Genomic DNA, 14,909 nt, shown 5'->3' with positions numbered 1-14,909 from the left:
ACGACTGCAGGGATGCAGGAGGTAGGGCAATGCAGGAGCAATTGCCGAGTGCGTACCGCATCGAATGCTATTCGCGTCGAGGAAAGCCAAAAAGGTACGCATAGCGTACCCTACGAAAGCGAGAAATGAGCATGAAGAATATCGACTGGAAAACATACGAAGCCGGCAAGGTCTGGGACGAACTGATCGACACCGAAAATCGGCCGCGCCCGCACGGCGAGCAGCTTGCGAAATTGCTGGCCGGCATGGACGCGGACGAGCTTGCGTCCCGGCAAACGGCGGCCGATCTCGCGATCAAGGAGATGGGCATCACCTTTACGGTCTACTCGGATGAAACGCAGGGTGCGATCGACCGCACTTGGCCGTTCGACATCGTACCGCGCATTATCGCGAAGAACGAGTGGGATACGATCGAGAAAGGACTCAAACAGCGCGTGCTCGCCCTGAACCGCTTCATCGACGATCTCTACCACGATCAGGAGATCATCAAGGCGGGCATCGTCCCGCAGGAAATCATCGCCAGTTCGAGCAATTTCCGCCCGCAGTGCGTCGGGATCTCGCCCCGTTTCGGCATCTGGGCGCACATCTGCGGCTCCGATCTGGTACGCGACCGGGACGGCACCGTGTATGTGCTGGAAGACAATCTGCGCGTGCCCTCCGGCGTCTCCTACATGCTCGAAAACCGCCTGGTCACCAAGCGCGTGTTTCCCGAACTGTTCGAAGATTACGCGCCGCTGCCGGTCGACGATTACCCATCGCAACTCTATGACACTTTGGCCGCGTTGTCACCGCGCGACATCGAATATCCGGAAATGGTCGTGCTGACGCCCGGCATCTACAATTCGGCCTATTTCGAGCACAGCTATCTGGCCCAGCAAATGGGCTGCGAACTGGTCGAAGGCCGCGACCTCTACGTCGACAACGACGACTGTGTATACATGCGCACGGTCGGCGGTCCTGCGCGCGTCGATGTGATCTACCGCCGGGTCGACGACTTGTTTCTCGATCCGGAAGCTTTTCATCCCGATTCGCTGCTCGGCGTGCCCGGACTGCTCCGCGCCTGGAAGGCCGGCAAGGTCGCGCTGGCGAATGCGCCCGGCGCCGGCGTGGCCGACGACAAGGTGGTCTACTCGTACGTGCCCGACATCATCGAATTCTATCTCGGCGAAAAACCGGTCCTGCCGAATGTGCCGACCTGGCGCTGTATGGAGCCCGAGGCGCTCGCCGATACCCTCGCCAATCTCGAAAACCGGGTGGTGAAGCCGGCCAACGAATCGGGCGGCTACGGAATGCTGGTCGGCAGCGCCTCGACCAAAAAGGAACGCGAGGAATTCGCCAAACGCCTGAAACAGGATCCGCGCAACTACATTGCGCAGCCGGTGCTCGGGCTTTCGACCGTACCGACGATCGTCGAGAAGCGCATGGAGCCGCGCCACGTCGATCTGCGCCCGTTCATCCTCAGTGCCGATCAACAGCAAGTCACGATGGGGGGACTTACCCGCGTGGCGCTCAGGCAGGGTTCGCTGGTCGTCAATTCGTCGCAGGGCGGCGGCAGCAAGGACACCTGGATCGTCCCCATCGATAAGGAGTAAAAAGATGCTATCGCGAGTCGCCGAAAATATTTACTGGGTAGGGCGTTATCTGGAACGCGCCGAAAATACCGCCCGCCTCCTGGCCGCCAACGCAACCTTGCATCTGGATCTGCCGCGCGGCATTACGCCGGCTTGGGAGCCGCTGATTGCGATGGCAGGCACGCAAGACCTGTTCGAAGCTCAGCATTCCGATTACAGCGAGCCGGAAGTCATCCGGTTCATGCTCGGCTCCGAGCAAAATCCGAGTTCGATTCTGAGTTCGCTGCGCGCGGCTCGCGAAAACGCGCGCACGATCCGCGATTATATGCCGCGCGAAGCCTGGGAGCTGATCAACAAGCACCATCTCGACGCCGGCGAACGGGTTGAGGAAGGCCTGTCCAAACGCGGACGTCACGAATACCTGAAACGGATCATCCTGACCACACAAACATTGAACGGGATGCTGGCAGGCACGATGAACCACGACCAGGGCTACCATTTCCTGCTGCTCGGCCGGAACATCGAGCGGGCCGACATGACCACGCGGATTATCGATGTTCGCACGGACGGGCTGCTGCCCCTGGAAAACTCCGGATTGCAGGCGTTCGAAACGCTTCAGTGGGTGAGCCTGCTGCGCTCGCTGAGCGCGTACCAAATGTACCGCCGCAGCATGCAGGCCCGGGTCCGGCGCGGCGACGTGCTGCTCTTCCTGTTCCAGAGCGCGGATTTCCCGCGTTCGATCCGGCATAACCTCTGCAATATCGAACGCAGCCTGAAAACGTTACCGAATCACGAATCGGCGATCCGGATTCTGTATCAGGTCAAATCCCGAATTCTGTCGACGCCGGTCGAGAAAATGCAGTGTACGCCGCTGCACCACTTCATCGACCAAGTGCAGATTGCGCTCGACCGGGTGCATGACGAGATCAGTAATGCCTGGTTCTTGCCCCCGCATTGAGTAAGGTATACATTACCTACCGCGTGGATTCAAATAAATTCAATTCAGCGCTTATATAGCTTTAAAAGGGGTACGCGCAACGTACCCTACGATTCTTCTCGCTCCAGACATCAACCGACACTCTCGGTTCGATAACGGTAGAAGCGCAGGTTCTCCGACCAGTAATCGGCCGGCAGCCCTGCCTTTTGCTTCAGATGCCTGAGGAACCGCTTCGGGTCCGGCAAATTCTCCCAGACCGAAGGCAGAAAAGTCCCGCGACGCCCGCCTTCTTCAAGGATCAACCCGTCCTCGCCGGGCCTCAGCTGTGCCAGCAGATCCTCTTCCGATTTGAAGGCGATCGGCTCGGGCGGCGTCAGAATCGAGAGATGAATTTCCAATTGTTCGAATTCGTCCGCCGACAGCGGCGGAAAGCGATAGTCCCTAAACGCAGCAGCAAACGCATTTTCGGCAATATCCTCGGCCAGCGGCCGCACTGCTTTCAACATGCCGATGCAGCCTCTGAGCTGGCGGTGCTTGTGCAGGGTCACGAACGTCGCACGTAGCTCCAGGAGTTCCGGAGGAAAAGCGGTGGTATCAATTTTCAAGGGTCTGTCGGTTTCGAGGCCGTGCCGAATCGAACGTTTAGCCAGATCGAGCAATATTTGTGCTTGTTGGGGATTCAACTTCACTCCGATTTTGGGTTTACGGCTTGGCCCGGCGAGTCAATAATAATGATCAAAGTGCCGAAGTTAACATATCTCAAATGACTCATGCGGACGTTAATCCGGACTGAAGCCCATGTTAAATCGGTAAATTCCTATTATCCGCCCTTATTCCGTAATATTGAATAAAAACCAAAGGCTCGAACCGAACAATAGAAGCGAGCCGCACAGCAGTAAAATCGGGAACATCCATGAGGTACTTTCTTGAGCTGACCTGATCAGCTGTCCTCTGCCGGCCGGCTGGGCTGCGCCTCTCGGCGGCAAAGACGCGGTTGGTTTGGAAGCGGAGGCTTCCTTCACGGCCGTGCCTCGTACTTCCTGGTTTTGCACTGACTCCTCGCTGCGATGATTCGTCAGCCACAGAAAAACTTCACTCCCCAACCCGATTTCGTCGGCCGCCTGCCTTACGCTGTCTACATCGACCCGCGTTTTGCCGGTCTCAAAGCTGACGCGAAGCGCTCTATCGCAAAACGTATTGACCAGTCGCGGAGTGCCTCGCGTTGCCGCCACAATCGCCTGGATGGCTTCGCCGGTAAAAATGCCCGAACGGCATCCCGCCATTTTTAATCGATGCCGAATATATTGGTGCGCCTCGGCAGGACTCATTGTACCGATTGCCTCCAGCCAGGCAATCCGCTGTTTGAACGATTCCAAATGAGGCTGGGCCAGTCTAAGGAAGAATTCCTCCTGCCCAATCAGGAGAATCTGGATCAGTTTGGTCCGGCCTTGTTCAAGATTATTCAAAAGCCGGACGCATTCCAGCACATCGTCGGATATTTTATGCACTTCGTCGATAATCAACAGACAGTGATTGCCCTCGCTGCGCAGCTTCTGCAAATGCGCCTTGATGTCCCTCAACATGAAAACCCTGCCTGATGGCTGACATTCGATCTGCAATTCCTGGGTCAGAAAGAGCAGCAACTCTTCGCTGGTTTCCGGCGGCTCGCCCAGCCAGATAATTTTAGTTTTCTCGGGAACCGATACCATCAATTTTTGGCTTAAGGTGGTTTTTCCGGTGCCGATCGGGCCCGCAACCACCATTAAACCTTTTTCCGCCAGAACGCTATCGACCATCCGGCTGAGTACTCGGCTATAGTCGCCTTGTTCGAAAAAACATGCCGGATCGGCAACATTTTCGAATGGCATGCTATTTAATGAAAAGTGATTCGTATACATACTACCCTGTTCCAGTTTGGTCTACACAGGCTTTGTAATCACAAAGCAATCCATTAATTAATGCCCGGCGTTAATGCCGGGCGGTAAGAGTGTTATTTCGACCCGGCGATTTTTCGAGCGCCCCTTCCGGGTTAGATTGGAAGCCCGCGGCACCGAATCGCCAAGCCCTTTCACGATGATCCTGTCGCCGGCGACGCCTTTTTGCTTCAGCACTTGGGCGACGGCCTTCGCGCGCAGCATTGAGACAATCTTGTTCCATTTCCAGGCTTGCGTGGGAGTAAAGCCACCCGGTATCGATCTGTCGGCGTGGCCTTCAATGATGACCTTGTCTGAAGATCTCTCCTGGATAAGCGGAATAATCGTGTCGATCGCAGCCTGCGCACCGGCTTCGGGTTTTGCCACGCCCGGAGAAAACGCGCCTTCGCCAAGCACGAGCAGGCGCACTTTCCCATGCCGAGAAAGGTTTTTTTCTTCTTCGGCCTTCTTTGTAGGGGCCAGGTTCGGCGGTTTCTCAAGGATTCGCGGGGCCGTTGTCTCGGCAACGGCTGATAGGGAAGGAACTGAAGTACCCGGCTGTTCCATCGGTTTTCTTGCGCTTGCGTTACCGTTATGCACGGTCCCGCCTTCCATGGTTTTTTCCAATAATGCCGGCTTATGGATTATGTCGAGGCTCTGCTTTTGTTCGGGCGCCGGTATTTCGACAGATTTGTCGACAGCAGTGTGGGATTCACGGCGAGCCTCCGTTTCGCGGTCTCCCGCCGACAAGGAAACCTCCCTCTGCCGGGAGATCAATAGCACGGACACAAAAATTACTACCGATGCGCCCAGCATTGTAATCGAAACCGCGGTAATGGCTCTGCGCATTATCAGATATTCCATTCATCCCCCTCATCCCGATCGGCATATTGCCTGCGTTTTCCATAAAGCCAACAAAAATTAGAGAGGGCATTTTCTCCAATCGTTTCATCGGATCGTTAAATTTTGATCTCAAGCCTTTAAGAGACTATTACTCCAGGTTTTGTAAGCCGAACTTCCTCGGGACGGGAACGCCACCCCTGCATCCAGCCCGGCATCGTCCCCCTGCTGGTCACGATGAGCGTATTCATCCAGCAAGCAAAGAATAGCAAGCAGCGCTACCGCAACCGGGAGGATTGCTAACCCGAATGCGGCATAGAAACTTTTTCTCCTGTCACTCTACAGAATTTTTTTGCGCCAGTTCGATAAACTGTTCCCCCGGGACGGGTCTCTGGATATAGAAGCCTTGGGCGTAACGGCACCCCCGTTGCACCAGAAAATCCACCTGCCCTTTTTCTTCGACCCCCTCGCAAACCAGCTCCAATGAGTAATTCTTCGCGATGGCGATGATCGTATCGATCAGCGCGGCATCATTCGGATCCCATAAAACATCGCGAATGAAGGATTGATCGATTTTTAAAATATCCAGCGGCAATTTTTTCAAATAGCTCAGGGATGAAAAGCCGGTGCCGAAATCGTCCATTGCGATTCTAATCCCTCGTTGTTTAAGCAGTTGCAATTGCTGTATATAATTGGCCTGATGGCTCATCATCAGGCTTTCGGTAATTTCCACAATGACATTGCTCAAACTCATGCCACTGCTTTTAATGATGCCGATCCATTTTTCCGCGCAGTTTCCGGGAACGAATTGCAGTGGCGAAAAATTGATCGCGATATAAAGCGGCTCCTGCAAAATCTTGTTCAAGCCTGCCATGAAGCGGCAGGCTTCACTCAATACCAGTTCGCCGATCTTTGAGATCAAATTCAGGCTTTCGGCGAGCGGAATAAACTCTTCCGGAGACACATCCCCACGCAACGGGTGCTGCCAGCGGAGCAACGCTTCGGCACCGACGATCCGTTTGCGGCATAAGTCGTAAACCGGCTGATAATGCAGCGTAAATTGATTGTTTTTAATAGCAATTTTAATATCGTTGCTGAGACTGTGCTGTAATTTGGCTTTTTCATGCATGCCCGGCGTGAAAAAACGGTAAGCGTTGCGGCCTTCCGCCTTAGCCGTGTACATGGCGCTGTCCGCGTATTTGAGCAAGGTTTCCCCATCTTTGCCGTCGTTCGGAAACACGGTAATGCCGATGCTGGCCGTTATGTTCAGCTCGTGATCGTCCACCGTAATCGGCGCCTGAATCGCTTCCAAAATTTTTTCCACAGTAGGAATAATATCCGCTTCTTTTTGCAGGCCCGTCACCAGCACCGTAAACTCATCGCCGCCAAACCGGGCGATGGAATCGGACTCTCTCAAAATGCCGACCATGCGCTGACTGATCTGCTGCAATAAAATATCGCCCAGCGAATGCCCCAACGCGTCGTTGATGTCTTTGAAACCGTCCAGATCGATAAACATTACGCCAACCAACTCCTGAGCGCGCCCGGCATTCGCGATCGCCTGCTTCAGCCGGTCGAAAAACAGGTTCCGATTCGGCAGATGGGTCAAGGCATCGTAGTTGGCCTGCTGTAAGATTGTTTCCCGATCTTTATATGCGGTGCTGATGTCGGTGAAAATCCCGATGTAACGCGACACTTTTCCCGACTCGTCTTTGAGGGTGCTGATCGAAAGCCATTCGGGATAAACCGATCCGTCCTTACGTTTATTGAATATTTCTCCCTGCCATTTTCCAGTGTCTTTGAGCGATTGCCACAAGCTTTCGTAGAATTGGGGCGACTGGCGCTTTGAACTTAAGATACTCGGGTTTTTGCCGACAACTTCTTCTTTTTCATAACCGGTAATCTCGGTAAATGCCGGGTTAATGGAAATGATTTGATTGTTGGCGTCGGTAATGACGATCGCTTCGTTAGAGTTTCCGAACACGCTTGCCGCCAGGCGAATTTGCTGTTCCGCTAGGCATTGCTCGGTAATATCCTGAATCGTTAAAACCGCTCCCGTGACCGTATCGATATTTCGGCTGAAATAAGGATAGATAATCAATTCGAAATATTTTTTCTGTATCGGCAGTTTGCTTTGATACGTTATTCCCGTGTCAATCACCTGCTGAATACGGTCGATTAAATCCTCACACCCTAACGCGTTCTTTAAAGTGTTCAAATTCGGTTGCTCGGTACTGTCGATAAAGCCGCCATTGAAATATTTTTTGCTGGCTTCGTTGATCCGATTGATATGCATCCGGCTATCAACCACGATGACCGCTTTGTCCATGCTGTCCAGCACGTTCCGCAAATCGTCATTCGCTTCTTTTAATTCCCGCGTTTTTAACGAGAGCTCGTTATTAACCTGGGTCAGTTCTTCGTTGATCGATTGCAGTTCTTCATTGGAGGTTTCCAGTTCTTCGTTGGTGGATTGCAATTCTTCATTGGCCGCCTGCACTTCTTCGTTCAACACCTGCCAGGCATCGACATTCGTTTCCAACGCCACCGTGACCGTCCGCAGCGTTTCGCGCGCCATCTGCAGTTCTTGTTCCATCTCGACTAGGCGCGACGCCGCCGCCTGATCCGGATCGATGATTTCGCGATTGCGTTCCGTTTCCTGGAACGAAATCAGCAATAGTTCTTCCTTAAACGATTCCTGATAAACGGGCGTCACTCTAATCCGGTAATGGATCGTCTTCTCATCCGCCGTTAACGTCATGGTCTGGCTGGTCACCGTTTCCCTGCGCGATAAAGCGCTATGGCAAAAGGCCTTCAACTCCGTTTTCAATGACGGATCGATAATCGAGAAAAGGTTAAAGTCGGCTTTCCCCTTTTTGATTTTGATAAATGCTTCGCAGCTTTTATAAAACTCCAGCACTTTGCCTTCCCGGCTGGCGAGGATGCTCGGGGGCGCATAGATATCAACCAGTTTATCCTGACCCAACAATTTATAGACCAAATGCACAGGCATCACACTGTTGATATCCCGATTTGCATTGAAATGCATCAAGCTTTTGGAGTCCAGGCCGGGACGGATAATGTGCGAATCGTTCTTTACGAATAATTTGCTGTTTCTGTTCAGTTCAATAAAGGCATCGCTCAAACTCCAAAGCGATTCCGCCTGGCCGAGAAATAGAATGCCCTGGCTTACCAAAGCATAATGAAAGATTTTAAGTATCTGCTCCTGAAGCGCTTGATTGAAATAAATCAATAAATTGCGGCAACTGATCAAATCCAGGCGTATAAAAGGGGGACTTTTGACCAGATCGTGGCGGGAGAAAATGATTAAATCGCGGAGCGACTTGTTTACGGTAAAACCATACTCGTCTTCAGTGAAATATTTGGCTTTTAAGGCGCCGTCCAAGGTAATCAACGACAATTCGTCGTATGTCCCCTTACGGGCCGCCTGGATCGCCTCGGCATTGATATCGGTGCCGTAAATTTGCACACGGTAACGCGAAATTTCGGCCCCCAATTCCTCCGCCAAAATCATCGCAATCGAATAGACTTCTTCGCCGGTAGCGCATCCCGGAACCCAGACACGAATATAGTCCCCCGCCTTTTTATGCGTCAGAATCTTCTTCAAGGCCACCCTTAACGCATTGAAACACTGCGCATCCCGAAAAAACGATGTAACGCAGACCAAAAAGCTTTTGGCCAACTGACTCAGCTCCTCGGGGTTGTCTTTTGTAAATTGAACGTATTCGCCAAGATCGTCGATGTGCAGTATCGCCATGCGCCGGTTGACCTGGCGGATCACCGTGCTGTTTTTGTAATTGACGAAATCCATTCCCGTCACTTTTAAAATGTCGTCAACGATAACTCTAATCTCTGGAGGCAATTGGGTTTCCTTTCCGTCAGTGACGGGAATATCCAGATTTTTGGCTATCAGCCCCAGTTCCAACGCGGCTTCTGCGGGGCTGAGAATGATATCGGCTTTACCTTGCTCTATCGCCGCTTCCGGCATACTTTTAAATTTGGCGGTTGCGGGTTGTTGGGCAATGGTAAGCCCGCCCGCGGCCTTAATGGCTTTGATTCCTTTGGCGCCGTCATGTCCGGTGCCGGAAAAAATAACGCCTACCGCCTTTTCCTGATAAGCTTCCGCAAGACTGTAAAAAAAATAGTCGATGGTGGTTTTAGGAGCAGGCGCCAGAGAAGCAGGCAGAAGTTTGAGGCAACCTTTGTCGATTTCTATATCTCTCCCTGACGGGGCCACATAAATGGTATTGGCGCAGAGGCCGGCGCCGTCCGCTGCCTCCTCAACCGAAAGTTTTGCCTTGTTTTTCAATAACTCGACCAGCGCGCTGCGTTTATCGGCAGGCAAATGCTGAACTATGACATAGCTCATATTGTTGCTTGGCGACAATTGTTCAACGAAAGAGAACAAAGCCTCCAGTCCGCCGGCGGATGCGCCGATACCTACAACATACATTTCATGGTACTCCAGTAATCCTCCAACAATGGCTCTATCTGCGTTCCTAATAGACGCCGCTTTTTAAGCTTTGTTCGCCGGGATATGATCGGGTTTCAATGGACTGCTTTGAACAAAAATTTGCTAACGCCGGAACATCGGTTCATGATCGAGTTCAGGGAATCAAGCGGAGCCAACCTTAAAAATTATTCGACTAATATTAGCACTAAACATAAGGTTAATGCCCCTCACCCTTACAGTTTACCGGTAGATTAAAAGACCAAAAAAAGACTCAGGGATATCGCCGTTTAAAATCCTGAGTTTATCAGGCCTTATCGGGAGCGGGTTTTCCGCGTTTGCCGGGCTTTATTTTGATGCAGAAAGTAATATTTATAAATATGACAATGAGATAGATATATACCAGTCAGGACTTACGCAAGATTCATCCGTAGAGATGGATTCCTGAGTTGTTGACAGAGGTAATCATCGAGCAGATCCTGTTTGAGTTGATAGACGGTGCGCCCGGTGGATTGGGCGAAGCGCTTCAATCGCACCCAGACCAGAAGTGTGCAGGCAATGTGATTGCGCTGAATCCGGGCAGTTCGGCATTGGCAGCGTTCCAGGCCGGTGACCTGTTTGCCTTCGCGGTGCAGTTGCTCGATCTTCCAGCGAAAGCCGCACACCTGTTGTGTGGCCATCAGGGAATGCTGAGTACGGTCGTTGGTCACGACCCAATCCGTGCGGTGGGTAGACACCTCAACCCGGAACAACTGCACCTTGTGGTGTTTGGGAAAGCCTTTGATCTTGATCCGTTTGCCGTGTCGTTGTTCAGCCGAATTCCAGCTCAACGCATCCACACGCTGATAAGGCCGCGCCCCGGCGGAATCATCCACCTGGCGGTTATCCTTGAGCGGACAATAATAGACCCGCTGCAGGGACTCGATGAACAACATCAGGTCTTTGGTCGCATACCAAGTGTCCATCAGCACGGCGTGAAACGGCAAACGCTTGTGATGGACCGCGTTGCTGAGCATGTCGTGGACATGATCGAGTTTGGATTTGCCGTCGCCGTCGGGATCATAAAGCCGGTAGTCGATCAGCCAGAACTGATCCCGTTCCGGATTCACATAGACGCAGGTGACGACGCCGATGCCGCGGATCAGGCCATGGGCATTGCCGCTGTATTGGCAGCGCACTAACTCGATCTGCCGAGAATAATCTTTGTCCAGCACGGTGTCGTCGAAGAGGAGATAACCGGTGGGTGTGGGGACGATCTCGTCACGGACGTTATCCCATAGCAGCCGCGGGGTCATGCGCTCGCGCCGCAGGTAACGGTTGATGGCATCGTGGCTGAAGGTGTGATCGTGATCGGCAAAATAGGTCAGCGTGTAATTGATCTGGCTGACCAGCAGAAATTGGCAATAATCCAAGCGTGTCATAGCGGTATGATAAAACTGATTGGACCCTTTGACCTTCATCTTTGCACAGCGTGCCCTTTATCGTGCGTAAGTCCTGCCAGTGTAAAAACGGCGTAAAAAATGCCACTTTTGAAAAATTTTAGGCTTAGGAACAATTTTACTTTTGACTTTTCGTCGCAGCGATTGCTAGTGATCTCGGTTGAAAAACCTGCTGAAAGTGGACACTTAATTTTATCAGCGGATCAGTGAAAAAATATACAAATAAGGTTTCATTGTCACTATCGTCACTATCAGCACTTTCAAGGGTTTCAGGGCTATTGGTATCGGCACGGCTTCGGCACCAATCAGCATTTTTAAATTTTGATTCTGAACTTTAAAAAAAATTAAAACGAATCAATTTTTTCGATTCGCATTAACTCAACTGTCTCGTTTATCATAGTAGACTTTTGCCAACCTAAACATGGAGTAAAGATTGTGGCTACATTGACGTTGCAAATCCCTACTATCAATGATAGCCGCCTAGATTTCACCGTTTTGGCTAAAATATGGCAGGATGTCGCAAAAGCGGGCAATGGCACAAACGTGAACTTCAATTTTTCCAGTTGCGGCTTTCTGCGTCCAAATGCAGTGGTTTTTCTCGGCGCTCTAGCGCGTTTGATCCAACATCGAGGCGGAGCCCCACGCTTTCTGGTCGATACCATGCAGAGCCAGGTAAGCGCAAATCTCCTGCAAAATGGTTTCGCCTATGCTATGGGAGATGACACACAGCCATGGCAAGGTAATTCAATCCCTTACCGGGAATACTCACAAATAGATAAAAATGCAATCGTTTATAGCCTTAAAAATGAATGGTTGGGGCGAGGTTGGGTCAATATTTCGCATGATTTAATGAATGAAATCGCCGGTCGCATGTCAGAAATTTATGTTAATGCCTTTGATCATAGCCTAACTCCAATAGGTGTTTACAGTTGCGGTCAACACTTTCCCAACCGCCGTGAATTGACGTTGGCGGTAGCGGATTTCGGTGTGGGTATTCCGTCCAAGGTACGCTTTCAAGAAGGCGAGGCATTTGCTGGCGCAGACGCGATGCGCTGGGCATTCACCCGTGGCAATTCAACCGCCCGCCAAATTCATGGACCGCGCGGAATGGGGTTAGACTTGTTAAAGGAATTTGTTCGTGTAAATCGTGGCCGCCTTGAAATCTATAGTCATGACGGTTACGCCTGTATTGACTCAACCGGGGAAATGTACGAGAATCTGCCGGTTTTTTTCGAGGGGACCTTGGTTCAAGTTCGTCTTGTATGCGACAATAAACTATATTTATTGTCAAGTGAAATTGATTCGCTTGCTTTTTTTTGATTTCTGAAAGGGGAAAGGCCATGTACATTAAAGTTAAAGATTTAGTGGGAGAAAATGCCATGACTCTTGATGATGGTGCGGCAATCTATAACCAAATTCATGATCCACTTGTACAAGGACAAGTAGTACAACTTGATTTTGAAGGCGTAGAAGTGTTCGCATCGCCTTTTTTCAATGCTGGTGTGGGGCATTTATTGGCTGACCTGCAACCTGATGCTCTGAATAATCATCTTAAATTCGAACATCTATCCGATTTCGGCATTAGAGTTTTGCGCCGCGTTATCGACAATGCTAAGGAATATTATGCGGCCAATCAGTCTCACCGCAACGCAATTGACCGTATCGTTCAAGATAATGCGGCGAATGGGTAATGGCATTGCCTATTCGTGCGCAAATTGTCGATATTCGGTCCGATAGCCCAAAAGATACAGATTGTTTTCTTGTCGATACCAATGCATGGTATTGGCTCTATTACTCTAGAGCATCTCAAACCCCTTGCGCCCCTCAGTCTTATCAGCTAACTCATTATCCAAGCTATATCCAACGAACTATAAAAGTAAAAGCAAGTTTATACTGCTGTGCGCTGAATTTTTCAGAGTTGGCTCATAATATTGAAAAAGCCGAGCGTGAAATTTACGCTGACATAGCCAATAAAACTATCAATTCCAAAGAATTTAGGCATTGCTACCCAAATCAGAGACGTAAAATTGTGGCAGCAATTAAAGATATATGGGAAGACGTTTTAAGCGTAAGCAGCATGCTTGACATAGACTTGAACGCCTCATTTATAAACTCCGCCTTATCGTTATTCCCTTCTGTAGAGGTGGATGGCTATGATCTTTTCATGGCCGAAACCGCATTGCAACAATCTATCGCGCAAATTATAACTGATGATGGCGATTACGCGAGCGTGCCGGGAATCACGATTTTTACTGCAAATGAGCAAGTGATTCAGAAAGCTCAAGCTTCTGGCAAACTGTTACATAGGTAATTTTCGGGCATTAGGTTTTCATAATCTGCTGCCGGCGGTTGGACCCTCCTTCACACATGACCTCAGTTGTTCAGTACTGTTTTTTTCGTATTGAAAAAACCGGAATTCCGGTTATCAGTCGATCCGCACATCCTGGAGCCAAAGGGAAAAATCCTTTATCCATTAATTCAATAGCTTAAGCTCTCTTCCACCTACTGATATGAGCGGAATGGAGGGGCTCACATCCGATGTGACCCCAAATGCCGCCCGGGGTAGTAATCCGTTTACTACCCTTCAACTGCGCTCGACATGATGTCGAACTCCATCCATAACTCAGACTTTCGCCATTGGCGGGCGTTAAAATAGAATGAATGTGCTCAGATTTGAGCAGACCGGCCTGCCGGCAAGGCAATAAAAGTGGATACAAATTTGGATAGTATTGATTTTAAAAGACAATATGATTCAAAGAGCGCAAAGTTAGCACTATAAAACGATAATTCACATAATATGATAATTTTATGCGTAAATCATGTATTATACGCGCTTTAAGTTAAAATTATGAGGTGCTAGATGGCTTTCAGAGCAGACGAAGCTGCACGAATGGGATATGAACGTGCAGTAAATTATCTGATTTCTCGAATTAGGGATGCAGACGAGTCTCAGAGGGCGCGCAGTAAAGAAGCGTTCGATGATATTGTTGATAAGTATGGGCCTGTGATTGACAGCTATCCCTCATGGCATCCGCTGGTCTCAAATCACGACAGCCACGATCCAGTAACAAGTCCTAGTCGTGAGTGTGGATACAACGGTCTTGACCACACAATACACCTTGCTAATGCGTTTATCACGTGTCCCTATCATGATGGGCAAAAGGTGATTGATTCCGTCGTCGCGCTTCCACCCCATCCTGTGGCCACCATTACTGCGGAAAGACTAGATGTACAGCTATATCAACCCAATGCCAACCCTATACTGGTCAAGTGCGACTGGGATAAGCCCCTTGCAATGGATAGAATGATTCCCTTGTCACTCGCTATGCCTCTCATTTTAGAGAAAGAGATTCCGTGCTGGCAGTGGTCCCAGGTAGCGGAAACGTGGGAAATAATGCGTCCATATTTCTTGGGGGCTCCTCACGGCAGTCGATCATCGCTGTTTGTATCCCAAGATACTGGGCAAGCGATAAAGAAAATTTGGAACGCGCTGATCTACACCGGAATGTTTGGCAACATCAAAGTCTGATTAGGATCATACCCAGGTTTGAATGCAATGAAGCCCAGCATTAGGACAGTAATCGGCCGATCCCTAACATTCAAACCTGCAAAAATCTGGCTGCGCCATTAACGTTTTTTCCGTTTGGAATCCTTGCCTGGTTTCAAATGGGAATCAGTGTCGGGTCTGCTCACCACCTATCACTTTACCCCGATCCACAAAAGGCAGGTAAAGAAATACCG

11 protein-coding genes are annotated in these 14,909 nt (G+C 50.4%); 6 read left to right on the top strand and 5 right to left on the bottom strand.

The features are described 5' to 3' along the window. Positions 1 to 131: 131 nt before the first annotated feature. Both JJL52_RS19720 and JJL52_RS19715 read left to right on the top strand, forming a co-directional pair. The gene (locus JJL52_RS19720) at positions 132 to 1,592 is read left to right on the top strand and encodes a circularly permuted type 2 ATP-grasp protein (protein WP_202054232.1); all 1,461 of its coding nucleotides are present in this window, start codon (positions 132 to 134) and stop codon (positions 1,590 to 1,592) included. Between the two features lie 4 nt (positions 1,593 to 1,596). Further along, entirely contained in the window at positions 1,597 to 2,529 is a 933-nt protein-coding gene (locus JJL52_RS19715) for an alpha-E domain-containing protein (RefSeq protein ID WP_202054231.1), read from the top strand. Positions 2,530 to 2,639: 110 nt separating this feature from the next. Here the strand turns inward: JJL52_RS19715 and amrA are convergent, their stop codons facing one another. The 5 genes from amrA to JJL52_RS19690 all read right to left on the bottom strand — a co-directional run bounded on the left by amrA (position 2,640) and on the right by JJL52_RS19690 (position 11,189). Continuing rightward, positions 2,640 to 3,191, bottom strand: coding sequence for an AmmeMemoRadiSam system protein A (amrA, locus tag JJL52_RS19710; protein ID WP_202054230.1), 552 nt, complete (start codon positions 3,189 to 3,191; stop codon positions 2,640 to 2,642). A gap of 147 nt (positions 3,192 to 3,338) precedes the next feature. Continuing rightward, positions 3,339 to 4,376 carry an ExeA family protein gene (locus JJL52_RS19705; protein WP_236994385.1) on the bottom strand — a complete coding sequence of 346 codons (1,038 nt, stop codon included), beginning with the start codon at positions 4,374 to 4,376 and terminating at the stop codon, positions 3,339 to 3,341. 87 nt (positions 4,377 to 4,463) lie between these two features. Further along, on the bottom strand, positions 4,464 to 5,237 hold the full coding sequence (locus JJL52_RS19700) for an OmpA family protein (protein WP_202054228.1): 774 nt from the start codon (positions 5,235 to 5,237) through the stop codon (positions 4,464 to 4,466). A gap of 358 nt (positions 5,238 to 5,595) precedes the next feature. Then, a complete protein-coding gene (locus JJL52_RS19695) occupies positions 5,596 to 9,732 on the bottom strand; it encodes an EAL domain-containing protein (protein ID WP_202054227.1) in 4,137 nt (1,378 codons plus the stop codon). 410 nt (positions 9,733 to 10,142) lie between these two features. After that, positions 10,143 to 11,189 (bottom strand): IS701 family transposase, encoded by a 1,047-nt coding sequence (locus JJL52_RS19690; protein WP_202054226.1) that lies wholly within the window; start codon positions 11,187 to 11,189, stop codon positions 10,143 to 10,145. A 414-nt stretch (positions 11,190 to 11,603) separates the two neighbouring features. On the opposite strand from JJL52_RS19690, the gene JJL52_RS19685 reads away from it, so the two are divergent. From JJL52_RS19685 to JJL52_RS19670, 4 genes are all read left to right on the top strand, one after another. Next, a complete protein-coding gene (locus JJL52_RS19685) occupies positions 11,604 to 12,488 on the top strand; it encodes an ATP-binding protein (RefSeq protein ID WP_202054225.1) in 885 nt (294 codons plus the stop codon). 20 nt (positions 12,489 to 12,508) lie between these two features. Beyond that, a complete protein-coding gene (locus JJL52_RS19680; protein ID WP_202054224.1) occupies positions 12,509 to 12,859 on the top strand; it encodes an STAS-like domain-containing protein in 351 nt (116 codons plus the stop codon). Further along, entirely contained in the window at positions 12,859 to 13,479 is a 621-nt protein-coding gene (locus tag JJL52_RS19675) for a PIN domain-containing protein (RefSeq protein ID WP_202054223.1), read from the top strand. The genes JJL52_RS19680 and JJL52_RS19675 overlap by 1 nt, the downstream gene beginning before the upstream one ends. Positions 13,480 to 14,028: 549 nt before the next feature. Next, positions 14,029 to 14,697, top strand: coding sequence for a hypothetical protein (locus tag JJL52_RS19670; protein ID WP_202054222.1), 669 nt, complete (start codon positions 14,029 to 14,031; stop codon positions 14,695 to 14,697). Positions 14,698 to 14,909: the final 212 nt, after the last annotated feature.

The organism is Candidatus Methylomicrobium oryzae (assembly GCF_016745425.1).
Classification (GTDB): domain Bacteria; phylum Pseudomonadota; class Gammaproteobacteria; order Methylococcales; family Methylomonadaceae; genus Methylomicrobium; species Methylomicrobium oryzae.
The sequence above is the reverse complement of the archived record's forward strand: the minus strand, read 5'-3'. Positions and strand labels throughout refer to the sequence as shown.